The organism is Nostoc sp., from assembly GCF_036916655.1.
In the GTDB taxonomy this organism is placed as follows: domain Bacteria; phylum Cyanobacteriota; class Cyanobacteriia; order Cyanobacteriales; family Nostocaceae; genus Nostoc.
In genome coordinates, this window is the sequence record NZ_JBALFY010000030.1 from 140,789 (window position 1) to 158,713 (window position 17,925).

The 17,925-nt window shown below is 41.0% G+C and carries 10 protein-coding genes; 5 read left to right on the forward strand and 5 right to left on the reverse strand.

Translation table 11 applies throughout. The features are described from left to right. Positions 1-57: 57 nt before the first annotated feature. The gene (locus V7L31_RS09385; protein ID WP_334695970.1) at positions 58-1,407 is read right to left on the reverse strand and encodes a glycosyltransferase family 4 protein; all 1,350 of its coding nucleotides are present in this window, start codon (positions 1,405-1,407) and stop codon (positions 58-60) included. 1,559 nt (positions 1,408-2,966) lie between these two features. Between V7L31_RS09385 and V7L31_RS09390 the strand changes: the two genes are divergently transcribed. Further along, entirely contained in the window at positions 2,967-5,138 is a 2,172-nt protein-coding gene (locus tag V7L31_RS09390; protein ID WP_334695986.1) for a GumC family protein, read from the forward strand. A 408-nt stretch (positions 5,139-5,546) separates the two neighbouring features. Further along, entirely contained in the window at positions 5,547-7,718 is a 2,172-nt protein-coding gene (locus V7L31_RS09395) for a DNA polymerase III subunit gamma/tau (RefSeq protein ID WP_334695987.1), read from the forward strand. A gap of 169 nt (positions 7,719-7,887) precedes the next feature. Here the strand turns inward: V7L31_RS09395 and V7L31_RS09400 are convergent, their stop codons facing one another. Further along, complete coding sequence (locus tag V7L31_RS09400; RefSeq protein WP_334695971.1) at positions 7,888-9,294, reverse strand: glycosyltransferase; 1,407 nt, start codon at positions 9,292-9,294, stop codon at positions 7,888-7,890. 619 nt (positions 9,295-9,913) lie between these two features. On the opposite strand from V7L31_RS09400, the gene ebsA reads away from it, so the two are divergent. Continuing rightward, a complete protein-coding gene (ebsA, locus tag V7L31_RS09405; RefSeq protein WP_104905290.1) occupies positions 9,914-10,288 on the forward strand; it encodes a type IV pilus biogenesis protein EbsA in 375 nt (124 codons plus the stop codon). A 365-nt stretch (positions 10,289-10,653) separates the two neighbouring features. On the opposite strand, the gene V7L31_RS09410 is transcribed toward ebsA, so the two are convergent. The 3 genes from V7L31_RS09410 to V7L31_RS09420 all read right to left on the reverse strand — a co-directional run bounded on the left by V7L31_RS09410 (position 10,654) and on the right by V7L31_RS09420 (position 13,680). Beyond that, positions 10,654-11,457 (reverse strand): PEP-CTERM sorting domain-containing protein, encoded by an 804-nt coding sequence (locus V7L31_RS09410; protein WP_334695972.1) that lies wholly within the window; start codon positions 11,455-11,457, stop codon positions 10,654-10,656. 286 nt (positions 11,458-11,743) lie between these two features. Further along, on the reverse strand, positions 11,744-12,376 hold the full coding sequence (locus V7L31_RS09415) for an RloB family protein (protein ID WP_334695973.1): 633 nt from the start codon (positions 12,374-12,376) through the stop codon (positions 11,744-11,746). Then, positions 12,361-13,680 (reverse strand): AAA family ATPase, encoded by a 1,320-nt coding sequence (locus V7L31_RS09420; RefSeq protein WP_334695974.1) that lies wholly within the window; start codon positions 13,678-13,680, stop codon positions 12,361-12,363. The genes V7L31_RS09415 and V7L31_RS09420 overlap by 16 nt, the downstream gene beginning before the upstream one ends. A gap of 215 nt (positions 13,681-13,895) precedes the next feature. Here V7L31_RS09420 and V7L31_RS09425 point away from each other — a divergent pair, with 215 nt between their 5' ends. Beyond that, a complete protein-coding gene (locus V7L31_RS09425; protein ID WP_334695975.1) occupies positions 13,896-15,806 on the forward strand; it encodes a GTPase family protein in 1,911 nt (636 codons plus the stop codon). Between the two features lie 435 nt (positions 15,807-16,241). Continuing rightward, on the forward strand, positions 16,242-17,921 hold the full coding sequence (locus V7L31_RS09430) for a hybrid sensor histidine kinase/response regulator (RefSeq protein WP_334695976.1): 1,680 nt from the start codon (positions 16,242-16,244) through the stop codon (positions 17,919-17,921). Positions 17,922-17,925: the final 4 nt, after the last annotated feature.

Sequence of the window (17,925 nt, forward strand, 5' to 3'; positions counted from 1 at the left end):
GAAGTCCAACTCCTAAAAAATAGAGCAACAATATTCAATTAATCCTGATATTCTTACTTACTTTACATCACTTTGAGACACAGTTATTCTCTCATCAGAAAATAGTGCTTGTTGTAAAACATGCAAGTATTGTTGAGAGATAACTTTAGGCGTGAAGTGCGATCGCAAATATTGGCGACCGGCTTTGCCCATCTGATCTCCTATTTGTAGATCTCGATTGAGAAAGCGAATAAATTGCGCTAAACCTTGGCCATCCCCATTGTCAAATGTCCCGCCACAGTTGGCTTCAGCCATCAGTTCTCTAAGATATGAAGTCTCGGAGCAAATGACTGCTATTGGTCGCCCAGAGGCTAAAGCTGAATATAGTTTGCTGGGAACAACTAAACCCTCTGTAGTTGCATCTACACTCACTAGTGATAGATCGCAAGCTGTTAAGGAATAAGGAAGCACTTGCTGATCTTGATAAGGTAGAAATGTAAAATTCTTCAGCCCTAACCGCTCCACTTCCACGATTAATTCATCGCGTTTGGCACCCCCACCAATGCAAACAAACTGAATTGGCTCATCTTGTAATTGCTTTGCAGCTTCTAATATGGTGTCGATGTCATGACAGCGCCCCATATTGCCAGAATAGAGTACGGTAAATTTATTAACTAAGTTATACTTCCAAGCAAACCAGTTTTCTCGCTTGGCAATGGGTACGATCGCTTCTGGGTTAGCCCAACTGTGAATTACAGAAATTTTCTCAGCCACTTCGGGACAATGCACTATTACCTGCTGTTTCATGGCGGGGCTAAGTACTATAATCCCTTTGGCGTTTAACCAAACCTGTTTGTTGATTACACGCCATAAGCCCACTAGCCAGTTACGCTTTGGAATTACGCCTAATGCGATCGCAATATCAGGGTATAAGTCATATAGTACGCAGATATATGGCAACCGGAACAATATATAAGCCAGATATCCAACCACTGGCAAAAATGGGGGAGCTGTAGTTAGTAACAATATATTGTTGCGACGCCAAGCTTTAAGCAGATAGAGGGTAGCACGTAAGGTATATAAAACTCCATTAACAGCTTTACCACGAATTCTTCCCGGCCAAAGTTGAGCAGTACGCGATCGCTGAATTCGGATTTGATCAGCCCATTCTACTGCTGGCGCCGTATCAGAACGAAATGCATATCCTGGCTGACTTGTAAAAACTTCTATATCCACCCCTTGCTTTCCTAGCTGTTTCACTAGTTCCTCAATCAACTGCCCTGTCGCGGCATAATCTGGAGGAAAAAATTGGGTGATTACAGATAATTTAATTGATTGTTGAGTTTTTGCAGAAGATTGAGTCTTCGCATTTAATTGAGTAGAAATGGATTGTAAAAAATTTGGATTAATCCATTTTTTAAATCTCATTGGCTATATCCTAAGTCTTTATTTATAAACTTATTATTTAAATACTTTAATGGAATAAGTTAAGCCATTACCTAGCTTCCAATTAGTATTTTAGTTAGTTAGACTATAAAGCTTAATAGTCGTTTGTAAAAGACTTATAAAGCTTATGTATTAGGCATATTTATTCTATAAGTTAGCCTTACTAACTTATAGAATATTTATCCTTTTTAAATTGTATGTATACTTATCTAAGGGTATAGATTAAGATACCACAGATGGGGCAAATAAACCGCTACAAACTATTTGAAAGTAGAGATATTAATTTGCTGTAGTAAGCACTTCTATATAAACTACTACAGTACTTGCTTCAACTTCCAAAATTTTCCAAAAGTATCTTTCTTTTTATTAGTCTGTATTTACTCAGCTACATAGACTGAATACATAACACTAGAGCAGTCACTGTTTTTTGCATCGGACTCTATTTAAGTTTTTTTGTGAGCAATGTTTTTTACCTTTGGTCATTATTAATAGAACTTTTATTTCTACCTTTCGTTAGATGTAATATTCGATTTTTACAATATCACGTTTAAATATAAAATCAACTCCTTCATGAAAAATTTATATTTTAAAAACATATCTAATTTAAATCTTTATAAAACTAACATTTTTTCGACTATCAGGACTTAAATGTTGAAAGATTATCGCAGATATCTTTTATTCGCGTGTATAATTTATATCTATTTTTCGATTTTACTTGCTTGGCTATTGCCTGTACTTACATTGAATTGAAATAAGTATGTGGGCGTCAATATTTGTCGTTGGGATAAGGCAGGATAACGTAACGGTAGCGAGTCTGCAAGCATCGGCAGGAGGCAGTAAGCAAGAGGGTTTCAGCTCGTTTATTTTTGTTAATATAGTTTGGTTTTATTCTACCGACCTACTTATAAACTATTTTGATGAGAAAATAATTTAATGTAATTTAGTAAGTAAAATTCGCATTCTTAAGTACAAAACTATATTTAATTATACTAGTGAGTGTTTTACACTATTAAATACCGTACTTTTTTATACAAGAAAATATTCTCTTTAGACTAAATCAGAAATATCAAGAATTACGTAAGATTCTTCGTGAACACGAATTGATTGTAGTCCCATAATAGTGATAACTTAGCCATAAGTTATACTCAAAGCTACTATTCTTGCAATACCGACTCTATCAATGTCTAGAAAAAGCTAGACTAACACAAATACCCCTACAATACAGGGCAAACACATCTAAATTACTCTCGATCGCAACCAAGGTTAAGAACCAACGAAAAAATCAGCATTTATCGTTTGATTTACTTTCCAAGACCTAATGCGATGTCTACAACGATCTACGTCTACGCGAAAGTTTTTGTCAATAAGTATGGATTAATGAGACTATATTTTAGGTCTATTGACAATACATTATTCTTATTGACATGATGCAGTTGTCCTAGACTACAGTAATTGCTGAAATTATTTTACCGTATGCATTTCCCACTTACGGATAAGTCTATTTAATCCTGTCCAGTGTATTATCAAACATAAAATAGATGATGGAGAATTCTTCTTCCCAATCCTCCAGTTTTGATCGCAGTAATAATCCCGTACCTCCATTTCCCCAAAACCAACTTGTGTCCTGGGATGAGGAAAAAGGAGACGACAGAAGCTTTCAAGAATTTTTAAGTGTTTTACAACGACGAGCGCTAGTCATGGCTGGTGTAACAATTGCTATGATGACAATTGTAGTGATTAGCTTAGTGGTCAATCGGAAGCCTCCAGAATATGAAGGTAGTTTTCAACTCTTAGTGGAACCTGTAAATGATGACACTAAAGCTGTGGATGTTGTCAAAGACCCTAATTTAGGAACGTCTAATCTAGACTATGAAAGCCAAATTCAGGTTCTTAAGAGTCCTGAACTACTGAGAAGTACTCTGAAACAGTTGCAAGCTTCCTATCCAGAAATTAGCTATGATTCTCTCCTAGCATATCTAAAAATTACTCGGTTAGGTGAGACAAAGATAATACAAGTTCGTTATCAAAGTAGGAATCCAAAAAAAACTCAATTTGTCCTAGAGCGAATTGCTGAAAATTACTTAGACTATAGCCAAATTAGGAGGCAAACTAAGTTACGTCAAGGGCTTCAGTTTGTTGAGAAACAACTACCATATACACAGAATAGAGTAGATCAACTCCAAAAACAGTTGCAACTTTTTCGACAAAAGTACACTTTTAATGACCCCGAAACCCAAGTAGCGCAAATTTCTTCACAAACTATTGAATTAGTGCAAAAAAGACAAGCAATAGATCTACAGTTAGCTGAAACTCGCGCTAATCTTGCTATCCTCAAAGAAAAAAATGGAGCGGCGGCAATACTGAATAATACTCCTTTATATCAGCAGTTGATTACTCAAATACGTGATTTTGATGTTCAGATTGCTACAGAATCAACTCGTTTGCAGGAAAATAATCCAACCATCCAAACATTGAAAGAGAAACGAGCTAGTCTTTTACCTTTGTTCCGTCAAGAGACACAGCGCTTATTGAATGTAAAGTTCGCAGAAATAACGACGAAACTTCAAACCTTAGAAATACAAAGCCAAGAACTTACTAAAATAGAGCATAAACTTGGGCAACGACGCAATCAAATGCCAGTTTTAACACGACAATATACTGAATTACAGCGTAAATTACAATTTGCAAATGATAGTTTAAATCGGTTTCTATCAACCCGCGAAAATCTCCAAATTCAAATATCCCAAACAGAGCTTGGCTGGCAATTACTTCAAGCCCCAACTACGCCAGATATTCCCATCTCTTCAGTTACAACCAAACGTAATTTCATCCTGGGATTAGTTGCAAGTATCCTCTCAGGAGTTGGTATTGTCTTACTCGTAGAAAAGTTAGATAATACCTACCATACTGTTGAAGAAATTAAAAAAAAGCTCAGACAGCCATTGTTAGGAAATATTCCTTTTGAAAAGCAAGTTCAAACTAAGCAAAATCGTACTTCTAATAAAAAGATTCCCTTAGCAAGTATACCAAATTCTCTTTCTAAGGGAGTTGCTAGTTTGGCTGTTTTACCAGATCAAGAATATGGTGACTCTTCTTCCAATTTTTCAGAAGCCCTACGGGTACTTTATACAAATATTCAACTACTCAGTTCCGATCGCCCGATTCGCTCCATAGTTATTAGTTCAGCTATGCCTGGTGATGGGAAGTCTACGGTTGCCCTTCATCTAGCTCAAATAGCTACAGCAATGGGGCAACGAGTCCTACTTGTAGATGCCGATCTTCGTAAACCCACAATTCACCACCTATCAAATTTAAATAATCTATGGGGATTAAGTAATTTAATTTCTACAAACTTGCCAGTGGGAGAAGTAACGCGACAACTACCTTCTATGAGCCAATTATCTATAATCACTGCTGGGCCGATACCACCCGATCCTGCAAAGTTGCTCTCTTCTCAAAAAATGAAGCAACTAATGACAGATTTCCATAATAGTTTTGACCTAGTGATTTATGATGTCCCTCCCTTGGTGGGATTAGCCGATGCTAGTCTGATAGCACCCCACACAGATGGGCTTTTGATCGTGGTCAGGATTCACAAAACAAATTCCTCAGTCCTAAAAGTAGCTTTAGATAACCTGAAAATTTCTCGGTTGAATATATTAGGCATAGTTGGTAATGCTCAGAAAAGTACCAGCAATAGTTATTATTATTAGGAAAAAAATAATCGCATTAGCACTACTAATAGCTAATTACAAGCAAAGTGCGATCGCTTTTCTCTAAAATCCTGCGTGGTAGACACCAGGAGTTAGAGGCGGTTTACAGCGAATTGCAGGCAATCGAATGATGGTTAGTGATATTGCCATACTGTTGCACCCAATCTAAAATAGAACAAATGTACTAAATGATATGCTATAATTCCCATACATTGATGTTGAAATCATAGTAGAGGATCGGCTCTAGTTTCTTGCTTTCCTGAGTGCCAAAATATACGGCATGAGTTGAGTGCAAGACCTATGGCAACATCGATAAACAAAGCAGGTACGAGAGTTTAAAATAATTGAATCCTAAACTCGACTCGGTGCTACTAATTAACGTTGAAAGGCATTGAAGTCTATATTTCCATGTCTTATGAACCCCTGCACCACAAATATCGCCCCAAAAGTTTTGCTGAACTGGTGGGTCAAGAGGCGATCGCCACCACCCTCACGAACGCGATCGGCACATCCAAAATCGCCCCCGCCTACTTATTCACTGGGCCAAGAGGTACGGGGAAAACTTCTAGTGCCCGGATTCTGGCTAAATCCCTTAATTGTCTCAAAGGTGATCAGCCCACGGCTGAACCTTGTGGTGTGTGTGAAGTTTGTCAGGGGATTACCAAGGGGTACGCCTTAGATGTAATTGAAATAGATGCTGCTAGTAATACTGGTGTCGATAATATCCGCGAGTTGATTGAAAAAGCCCAGTTTGCCCCTGTGCAGTGTCGCTACAAGGTTTATGTTATCGACGAATGCCACATGCTCAGTACTCAGGCATTTAATGCGCTACTCAAGACACTAGAGGAACCACCGAGACACGTGGTTTTTGTATTGGCGACAACAGACCCGCAACGGGTGTTACCAACGATTATTTCACGCTGTCAAAGGTTTGATTTTAGACGCATTCAGTTAGAGGCGATGGTCAAGCATTTAAGTGCGATCGCATCTTTTGAAAACATTCATATTTCACCCGATGCTGTCACCCTGGTAGCCCAACTTGCTCAGGGAGGGTTACGGGATGCTGAGAGTCTACTCGATCAATTGGGTTTGTTAGCAGGTGTTGTCACACCAGAGCGAGTTTGGGATTTAGTTGGAACAGTGAGCGAACAGGACTTGCTGAGTCTTTTAAATGCGATCGCTCAAGATAAACCGGAAGCAGTTCTAGACTGTACTCACTACATTCTAGATCGTGGTCGAGAACCCCTAACTATTCTGCAAAATCTCGCTGCTTTTTACCGCGATTTACTCATAGCTAAAACAGCACCCAACCGCCACGATTTGGTTGCTTGTACTCAGCAAACCTGGATAGCGCTGGTTGAATTTGCTCAATACTTCGATATGAGCGGGATTTTGGCGGGACAGAAACACTTGCGAGAAGCTGAAGTGCAAATTAAAAATACCACCCAGCCGCGTTTGTGGTTGGAGGTAACATTACTAGGATTGTTACCCAGTGCGACGAATATTCAGCCACAAGCCCCAATTGTCGCGCCACGAGTTAATACACCTGCTGTATCTCCAAATTATCTTCCAGCAGTTGCCCAAAATCAGCCTGTCTCTTCTGTACCTCTAGCTGAACCGCAAACAAATCATAATTCTGCAAACCATCATCAAGCGGCTACCCAAAATCAGCCTGTCTCTTCTGTACCTCTAACTGAACCGCAAACAAATCATAATTCTGCAAACCATCATCAAGTGGCTGCCCAAAATCAGCCCGTCACTTCATCTCCCCCAGTTGAACAGCAAACAAATCACAATTCTGTTGCTAACTCAGTTTCACCACCAACCCCAGAACCGATATCCGTTCCTGCGCCACCTGCAAACGTTGAACCAGTAACTTCAGAAGTTGTTGGGGAAGCAACTTCTGATTTAACTCAGGTTTGGCAACAGGTGCTTGCTAACCTCCAGCCAAAATCAAGGCAAGAAATGCTGCGTCAAATGAGCCAACTCACAGAGTTCGACGGTGTTATGGCTCGAATTGCGATTAAACAGGCATGGTATGACAAGGGAAAATCTTATCTACCGATGATTACGGCAGCTTTCCAGCAGACTTTCCAGCGTGAAATCCAGATAAATATAGAAAAAGGAATTTCTTCAAACTCTACCTCAGCCAAAAAAAATCCTCCACCAAAAGACTCTACTCGCCCTCAGCAACCACCTACACCCAGTTACAACCAGCAAGTTCCGTCTTCAGCGCCAGTACCACAGCCAACCACTCCGCCACCAGCATCGACAGCAGCAAAAAATGGAAATAGCATAAATGGAAATGGGGCAAATGGAAACGGCGTAAATGGAAACGGCATAAACGGAAATAGCATAAATAAAAATGGGGTAAATGGAAATGGGGCGCAAACTTTGCCTCCACCCCCAAAACAAACACCCGCACCTGATTGGGAACCTGACGAAGTAGCGATCGCAGCTCAACGTATAGCAGAATTTTTCAACGGACAAATTATCCGTTTTGCAGATGATTTCCCAGAATTCTCCGATTCCATAACTACACCAGAATGGGTAGAAGAAGCAGACGTGGACGATGAATAAAAAACTTTCAGTTAAAAAATATCCCATTGTAGGGGTGCAAGGTCTTGCGCCCCTATGAACATACAAATAATTTTGGATAATTTATTTTTTGTTAGTCCCTAAAAAAAATGCAAAATTATTTTTGGTAATTTTGCATTTCTAATTTTTAATTTTTAATTCCCCAAAGGGGCTATTCTCCATGCCCAGTATGCAAAGTTTTCACCCATTTTAGCCGCTTTGGTCTTACCGACATCCGGGCAGTAGTACTGCTCATAACGACTAACCAGTGCAACATATATAAACTGCCACGCAGGGTTTGCACAAGCATTATAAAATATGTGGAAAGTGGGAATTTTTGATCTTGACGTATTCGTTTCAGACCTGTAAACATCCCTACCATCGACATAGAAATGGACAAGCCTGTGATGGGACTTAATATTGGTGGACGATGACGAGCGATCGCCATCAATAAATCTGGTATTGCTGCTGTTGGTAAGATATACATAATCAGCATAAAAATCAGCAAATCCCAGCTTTTGCGGACTCCCATGCGGTTTTTGAGAATTAAATCCCAATAATCCAGATAGCGCTGATAACCACCTTCCGCCCAACGGTTACGCTGATGCCAGAGTGCGATCGCACTTGTCACACCTTCTTCTTGCACCGCTGGATGGAAAACACACTCAATATCCCATTTATCCAAATGTAAGCGGATTGTCAAATCCAAATCATCGGTAATGGTTTCCTCATTCCAGCCACCGCAGCTTTCCAAGGCGGAACGCCGGACAAATTGACCATTACCCCGTAGTTCGCCAATGCCACCAAGGGCAGTCCGTTGTTGCTGAAACCAGGTATCAAGGGCCATTTCTGCCATTTGACCCTTAGTCCAAAAGTTGTCTTTAGCGTTGGCGATCGCTTTTCGCACTTGCACCGCCCCCACATTTTCCCTCTGAAATAAAGGTATTACCTGTTGCAGCAAATCTGGTGTCACTTGAGCATCAGCATCAAATACTGCTATGATATCGCCCTTTGTCAGCGGCAATACCTGATTCAACGCCCCCGATTTGCCACCAGTAGCTTCTGCTGAACGCCTTAGTACTTTCAGTTGGTTGTGTTTCTGTTCGAGTTCTGCTAGTAAATGCGGTGTGCTATCACTGCTGTGATCGTCAATTATCCAAATTTCGTACTGCCCACCTGGATATTCCAGATTACAAAGATTTTTGACTAATTTAGCAATTACCGCTTCCTCATTTTTCGCAGCCACCAGCACAGAAACAGAAGGCAAATCTCCCTGTATTTCTTTTGGATAGCGGCGGGATTTAGTAAACACTACCACCAAAGCATGAAATCCTAGAATGGTGGTTAGTCCTAGAATAAAAATGGAAGCCCAAGAAACTAAATGTAGAGCGATCGTGCCACTCCAGACGATAGTCAAGACTAGAGCCGCTTTGCCTCTACGACCTTGAAACCGGGATGGTAGAGACACCGGATCTGTCTCTAACACCGACTCCTCATCTACTGATAGGTCAGATAACAAGGAGTTGAGCGGATCAAGCTCTTGATAAGAATCTTCTTCGGGCCAGGAATTCGCTGGCATAGGTTAGGTTGCTTGATTCAAAAACCACTATTTGTCTACAGTTAGTAATTTTACGGACAAATATCCCTAAGCTACTTTTCCCGATCTTAATCGGAATGGGCAAACTGCAATACCCGCTATCCCTAAGCCAAAAGCCACTGGGATTACCTTTGTTGTCACCGCCACTCTGCGTAATTACTTGACATTAACCACGTTTGCTACTCTTAGACAGAGGCTTGATTCCTTTGATAGCCACTTCGGCAGGAAGCTTGTAGAGTCGGACTTTCTCCAAAGAGAACTCCGGTTTAGGCAAAGTAATAGCAAGGTAGCAGCAGCTTGTTTGTTGGGAGAAACTGCAATAACGTTATCCACCACTTTACAGTCGGGATTTTTAGTGTTACCGTTCCCAGCTTCGATAACAGTTAATGCAGCATCATTGTAACCGAAATTTTAATATTTCTTAGCAGGAACTTCATTTATTGGGTATTGAAAAGAGGCAGAGGGGCGGGGGGCAGGGAGCGGGGGGGAAATTCTTCTTCCTTGCTCCCTATTTCCCATATGCTTTAGACACATCTTTTGGGAATACTACTAACAGCCACTAATATCCCCAGTTGCAAACTAACTTGAGGAATATTTAATAATGTCTATTGAGCAACTTCAGCCTGCCACTCAACAACAAGCCAGTGTTTACTTACCTTACGTTCAGGGCGCTAGGCGCAATTTCTTACCCTATGCCATCAGTCTTTATCAAAAAGGAGTCTTGGAGGGACATCGGAAGATAGAAGCCAGCGAACATGTCCCCTTTGTCGCCTCCTGGAATGTTGCCACCCTACCCTCAGACTTAACTCGTTGCCGAATTCAGTTTGATGGCAACGCTGACCTAAGTTATGAACTGATGATGGCTAGTTTCGAGTTTATTAATTTTTTAATTGAACTTATGGACAACTATAAACGTTATCGCGTAACCGATTTTTCACAACCGTTTTACCGCAAACTATTGCGTATAGATGATTGATTCAATTCAGCCGGACTTTTACCATACTCAGTGCTGTTAGCGGGTAGCTAAGGTTTAGCCCATACTGAGTTTTGAAGTTCAGTACTCAGTACTGGTGTAAACTTAAGCTGAAACTCCTTTGAAACCTAGTTTCCAGCCTCCGGCTGGAAATTCTGCTCCTGGTGGCTCTGCCGCCAGTAAAGAGAGGCGGAGCCTCAAAGACAAGCATTCCCAGTCGGAGACTGGGAACGAGGCAATCTAAAAGCTGGTTCTAGGCTTGCTTTCACGTTAAGTTGACACCAATGAGCAATGCTGTGCCCCTACCGCGTGGTTTATTTACCTGACAATAGATGTAACTCAGCACTCTTCATAACAGCCTCTTAGTTTCAAAACATCTTCTTAGGTTCGATGTCTTTTCTTCTTTTCAAAAGAATACCACAACCAGCTACCATCAAGGTTCCAAGAAGGCTAGCGGGTTCTGGAATAGAAGTTTCATCTATAGGTACTTTAATTCTCAAATTTGCCAAGGTAGCGTTAGTTATGGTCAAAGATGTTATGGTTGGCAAACCTGGAATATCGGACTGAAAATCAAAGACCGTGGGAGTTAAACTACCATTGGGGTTACTATATCGCTCCCCATATCCACTCACTTCAAAAGTACCTTGGTACTGCTTTCCGGTGTCTGGGTCGGTGACAGTGCCAGTGTAGAAAGCCTTTGTGAGATTAAATTCATCCTGAACTACTCCTTGAAATGTAGTTCCTGCCAATTGTCCCTGGTATTTATAGGGTGTCAACTGACCACCAGAAAGAACTGGCGATGTGAGAACACCATCAAAGGAGACAATTGGAATACCTTTAAAATCAACAAAGTAATGCAGACTTCCATCAGAGCGTGTTTGTACCTTTAAATAGTCTGACTGGTATACAGGCACATAATTAGGATTATTATTAGTACCTAAGTTCCGGTAATAAGTTCCAGTGTCATCTGTATCAATACGAGTAATACTGTTATTGAAATTGGGATTATTACTGGGAAGTTCGATTGTTCCTGATAAAGTACCGCTACTTTCAATTGTGATGAATTGAGCAGCAATTGCACTGGCGCTACTGAAAGCGATCGCTACTGCTGCTAAACAACTGCTGCTAACAACTGCAAAACCTAGCTTAATCCCTGATGAACTCACTTTCATTAACAAATTGTTCCTTTAATTGCCGATGGTAAACACACTTAATCTGCTGAGATTCATTGCAAATGTTTCTCTAGCACGATTTATTATTCCCAAGCTTCTGATGGAAATTTCATCGGCAACAAAAAACATTTTTATGGGAGGCTGGAACATTTGATCTAAATTATGCTTCAGCCGAAACCGGATTGATCGCAAGCCTTTTTTAATTATTTATTTTCAGCTGAATTTCATTAGTGATTATACCTGTGGAAAAGTATTGATCTACAAGAAGTGATTCAGAATGCTTTCTCTAACTATTCTCTAAACTTAATAAACTACTAATCAGTTTGGGCAACCCACTACAGCAGGGATTTGAATGCTCAGATAATTCATTACGTTCTAGCTGCTTTGCTATCTTCTCAGCACGTTGAATCGCTTGTTCAGTTAACGATTTCAATGGTTTTGGATACAAGCACATTGATTTGTCGTAGTCGGGTATATGCTTTTCAAGCAAATTAACTAACCTATCACGAGTGATTTGTGCAAAATGGTCTTGAAAGTGAATTAGATACCAGAGTTCAAAACACGGATTGGTAATTGCCAGATTAATCTTTTGGCTTGTAGCTCGATTTATTGCACTTTGCCAATTTGCCAGACTTTTTTCAATATGCTCATCTCCATCAAAAACAGCCCAAGCCTCATCTTCTTTACTCCACTGCTGGTTATCTTTTCTCTGCTGTCGCTCTTCGATGAGTCTTTCAATAATGCTACGTGGATCAGTTTTGTTTTGATGAGGCAATACAATAATATCTAAAGTTGGCGAACGTAATTCATTGCGGATACTATTGAAATAAATTGGTTCTGTTTTACTTCCTTCACAAGCAATTAGTATTTTCTGAGCAATATTTCTGCTAGGTGGGCGGCGATTTAACTTTCTTGGCACTGCTCATCATCCTGTAAAATCATTTCCTCTTCAGATGGGAGAAACGGAACAGCTCCAAAATGACCATCTAAATAAGCTTTGTCAATAGCCAAATCATTTCGCACATGGAAATCAGTTAAGGGATACAACTCAGTGCTTTGATCAGAGCGCTTTTGTGTAAACCAAATTTGATCACGTCGTAACAAGTTGTTTCTTGGTAACGTGTTATCATGACTAGTTAAAATCAGTTGAGCGCTTCTTGGATTGGTTTTAGGATTTTGAAATATTTCGATAATACGTTTTAGAATATTTGGATGAATATTTGTGCCTAATTCATCAAAAATTATCAATCCTCCTGTTTTCCTTACTACTACTATCCGAAATGCTAAATTAAATAAGCGTTGTGTTCCAAGAGATTCTTCATCAAAAAGCCAAGCAACTGAACCACCGTCATCGGTGTTATGTACAGCAAATATATTGTAGTCATTTGGATCATCATACTTCTTTACCATATCGATTCTTGACAGTCCCGTATCGAATTTTTGTAAAATAGTCAAGACTTCTTCAATAATTTCATTTGAGATGGAATTTTCAGTACCTTGTAGTGATTTAATCAATGTAATATTATCGTACTTTGGATTTTCCCAATTAATTCCAATCCAGCGAATTTTTAACCAGCGGACAATAGACTCAATTACATCTACTTTTAGCTTTACTAATATGCTAAAAAATAACTCATTTTCTCTAATATTATCCTGGAGTTGATTATGGTAGCCAGCAAAATGCTCACCAGTCTTCCATATAAAGTTTTTATTGGTTTCATCCCATTGGCGATGAAATAAACGACGAGTACGCTTAGTTGTATTTAAGGCATAGTCTAAGCTTTCTGAAATTATATTATTTTCATTAATTACTAAGGAATAGGTGTAAATATTATTATTAAATAAAGTTCTCAATTCAAATTTTGTAGGTTTTTGAGCAGAGATCATATCTAACCTGAAAGGATCTAGTTTTGCCGATTTAAATAATTTCTGGAATGTGACTGCTTCCTGAATTCCTTTAGACATCATAAGCAATAAATAATCCAAAGCTTGGATAACATTACTCTTACCTGAAGCATTAGCTCCAAAAATTGCCAGAACAGGTAAAAGCTCAATGTCCCACCCTTCAACATGGTATCCAGGTGCAATTTCATGATCTGACTTTACCCGTTTGCGTTTGCTGCTTTGGCTTGTCTGACGATCGCTTTGTTTTTGAGCAACCGCACTTAGGGTTACAGGTTCTTTAATTGAACGGTAGTTTTCGACTGTAAAATCTACAAGCATAATTTAACGCCCATAAGTCAGTTTTTGGTGATTTATTCACGTAAATCTTATCTTAAAGGTAGTCAAATCTCCACTTTTCCCACAACGCATCAGATGAACGAGCAGCCAGCGTGAGCTATTATTACACTTTAATACATGCAGTAATCCAGAACTTACCACAAGATTTAGATCGACAATAGCAATATAAGCAGTCTAACCAAAGCAGGTATGGGGCAATGGTGCGATTAAAACCGTGGCAGTGGGTTGTATTAGCAATCCCGATCGCGTTTATCATCATTTTTTTACTGGTATCCGCCGGTTCGCAAATTCACGCATGGGGCATTAATTGGATTTGGGGTGTGTTTACTCTTTTATTCGTGGGTTGGCGTTGGCTGCTAGTCAAATGGACTCAACCAGCTGTTAACCAAATAGAAGCTGTATTAACTCAAGTCCGTGAAGAACTGGAATCGACGGCAGAAGATACAGTACAACCAGTGGGAAGTGATACTACAAAGCTTGCAGAAACCGCACTCCAAGAAATTCTGCAAGCAGCACAAAGCGATCGCCCCATTTGGGAAGACTGGCAAAGTTTTTGGACGCGCTGCCAAGATTTAGTCGTGGCGATCGCTCATATTTACAATCCTCAAATTCAATATCCTCTGCTGAATATCTATGTCCCCCAAGCTTACGGGCTGATTCGCGGAACCGTGGATGATATGGATCAGTGGATGCAAAAGTTATCCCCTATCCTCAATCAGGTAACGGTGGGACAAGCATACCAAGGATATGAAGTCTACCGGAAGTTGGAACCATCAGCCCGAAAATTCTGGCGTGTTTGGAATTGGGCGCAGTGGGTTTTAAATCCGGTGGCGGCGGTGGCAAAACAAGCTAGCCAGGGTTCCAGTAATCAAGCAACTCAGCAATTGTTGGGAAATTTGAGCCAGTTATTCCGGGAAGCTGCCCTGAGAAACTTATGTCGGCAGGCGATCGCACTTTACGGACGCAGCCCAGTTTCAGCAACCGTAGTTTCCATACCAACTTTACCCCAGACAAAAACCCAAACACTCCGAGAAATCTTAACTCAAGCTGAACCAGCTGAGGTGGTTGGGCAAAAGCCCGTTAATATTCTGCTGGTAGGGCGCACAGGATCGGGAAAAAGTAGCCTGATTAACACGTTATTTCAGGCGGATCTTGCAGCCGTTGATGTTTTACCCAGTACCGATCGCATTCAAAATTATCAATGGCAAACTCAAGGTGGAGAAACCCTAACGCTTTGGGATACACCTGGTTACGAACAGGTGAACCGTGCCGAACTCCGAAATTTGGTGCTTGATTATGCGATCAACGCAGATTTGCTGCTGTTAGCTACTCCTGCCCTCGATCCTGCCCTGCAAATGGATGTGGACTTTTTGCAAGATATCAAAACCGAAGTTGCAGATTTACCTGCGATCGCGATCGTTACCCAAGTAGATCGGCTGCGTCCCATCCGCGAATGGCGACCGCCTTATGATTGGGAATGGGGCGATCGCGCCAAAGAAATTGCCATTCGCGAAGCCACTGAGTATCGTGCCAAACTGCTGGGAAACTTCTGTAATCTAGTTTTGCCTGTGGTTACAGGTGACAGCAAAACGAATCGAGTTCCTTGGGGAGTGGAGGCGCTATCGTTGGGATTAATCGATGCGATCGCACCTACCAAGCAACTCCGTCTCGCCCGCTTTTTGCGTAACTTAGAAGCCCGTATCGTCGCCACCGCCAAAATCATCGACCATTACACCTTCCAAATGACGACAACACAAGGGCTAACATCATTGCTCAAAAGTCCCGTCCTCCAGTTTGTTTCTACGCTCTCAACCGGATCTCCAGCTTTAGCATATATGTTGGCAGAGCAAATTCCCGTGGAACAGTTGCCGATTGTGATTGGCAAACTTCAAATGGGATATGACCTTTTCTCGCTTTTGAATACAGGCAACTCCAACTCGCGCAACTTTGAATTGCTATCCCTTTGGCCGTTACTGCTAGAAAACTCCGCTGCACCCGATCGCAACGCTTGGGCATTTGGTCACGCCCTAGTAGAGTACTGGACTCAAAATTTAACGGTTGAACAACTCCGGGAGCGATTTGATTATTATTTGGCGATCGCTAAATAAGGGAACTCCAAGAAATAAATTATCCAATATTGTGGGGTGGGCATCTTGCCCGCCCAGTCCATAGGGCGGGCAAGATGCCCACCTCACAAGAGTTAATTGAATTTCATCCTGTCTCTAGCTTCACTCTCCGATATATTGGAGAGGGATTGAGGGTGAGGTAAACCAGGGACATAAATTGTATTTCATTAATTCTTATTCCTAACTACGTAACCGCAGTACATCAAACATCAGAGGTTGCATTAGAACACACGAGCATTTCCCGAATATTCACTGATTCACTTAAGAATATTTGTACTACATTATGAGAAAAAATGCGTTAAAAGATTGTACTCTCAATATCTAAAGTTAAGATTACGATTAAGAGTAAGCATCTGCTGAAACCTACCCGCTTTACCTGAGTTTTTATACAGACATCCCTTTTGTTCGGAGTCTTTTATGAAAAATATATTACAAACCTCCATCTCTCAAGAACAGAATTCACCTCAAAGCTATAACATTTCGTCTTACAACAGGCTACTTTCGGTAGTCAAGGATTTGGCTTGTGTGCGGACTATAGAAGAAATTATTGAGATTGTGCGTTTAGCAGCTCGCGATCTCACAAATGCGGATGGAGTCACTTTTGTACTGCGGGATGGTGAATGTTGCCACTATGTCGACGAAAACGCCATTGGGCCGCTGTGGAAAGGTATGCGTTTTCCGCTCAAGTCTTGCATCTCCGGTTGGGCAATGCTCAATAAACAAGCAGCCGTAATTGAGGACATTTACCAAGATGCACGAATTCCTATTGATGCGTACAAAGTGACTTTTGTCAAGAGTTTAGTGATGGTTCCGATCAGGGTTTCCGAACCATTGGGTGCAATTGGAGCCTACTGGAGTACACGACACCTAGCCACACCCGAAGAAATCGGACTCCTTGAGATTTTGACAGATACTACAGCAGTTGCGATCGCCAACGTGCAACTTTTCCAGAAACTTACGAACCAAAACGCCCTAAAAGACAAATTTATTGCCATGCTGGCTCACGAGTTGAGGAATCCTGTTGCTCCTATTTCCAATGGCGTTCAGCTACTTAAGTTAAAGCTGGGTGAGACTGGTGCAGTAGGGGAAACAGTTTTAATGATGCAGCACCAGATTAAGCACCTCTCGAAATTGATCGATGAGTTACTTGACGTATCGTCTATCACTTATGGGAAGATTTCATTAAACCTTGAGAAAGTTAATCTGGTGGAATTGGTTCGGCTGAGTCTCAACGACCATGCACAAGCAATCAAGAGATGGAATCTTAACGTAGTCCAAGACCTGCCAAACACGCCCGTGTGGGCTTATGTTGACTCCACTCGCTTTTTCCAAATCTTTGGAAACCTTCTTGATAACGCCTTAAAATTCTCCCAGCCAGATGGAACAATCTGGGTTGATTTCTCAGTTATTCCAAGTGAGAATGGCTCAGGTAGTGTGGCGGCCTTATCCGTAAGAGATATAGGCATAGGAATAGACCCAACAATATTACCAGAACTTTTCGAGCCATTTACCCAGGCCGATCGCAGTTTAGACCGTTCAAGAGGCGGGCTAGGTTTGGGACTCTCGGTAGTAAAAAGTCTCGTGGAACTTCATGGCGGTAATGTTCAAGCCTCAAGTAGAGGGATAAATTTGGGAGCAGAATTCAAAGTTACTCTCCCTGTATGCGAAGATATTACAGCCTTAGACAACGACATCGAGATTACAGAAGCAGCTAAAAAATCGTTGAAGATTTTAGTCATCGAAGACAACGAGGATTCAGCCGTATCATTACAAGCAGTACTTGAGTATTTTGGGCATGAAGTTTCCATTGCCAAGAATGGAATTTTAGGGGTAGAAATTGCCAGGAAGCTTGAGCCTCATGTGATTATTTGTGACATCGGACTTCCTGAAATGGATGGATTCGCCGTTGCACAGGAACTAAGTAAAGACTCCAAATTTAATCGCTCAATTCTGATTGCACTCACCGGCTACGGTGGCCAGGAGGATCGGCAACTTGCGCTGAAAGCCGGTTTCAAATGCCACTTAACCAAGCCTGTAGACTTTGAAATACTTACAGCAGAAATTGATCGATACTTTGATGGAGTATTATCAAGTTGACTGA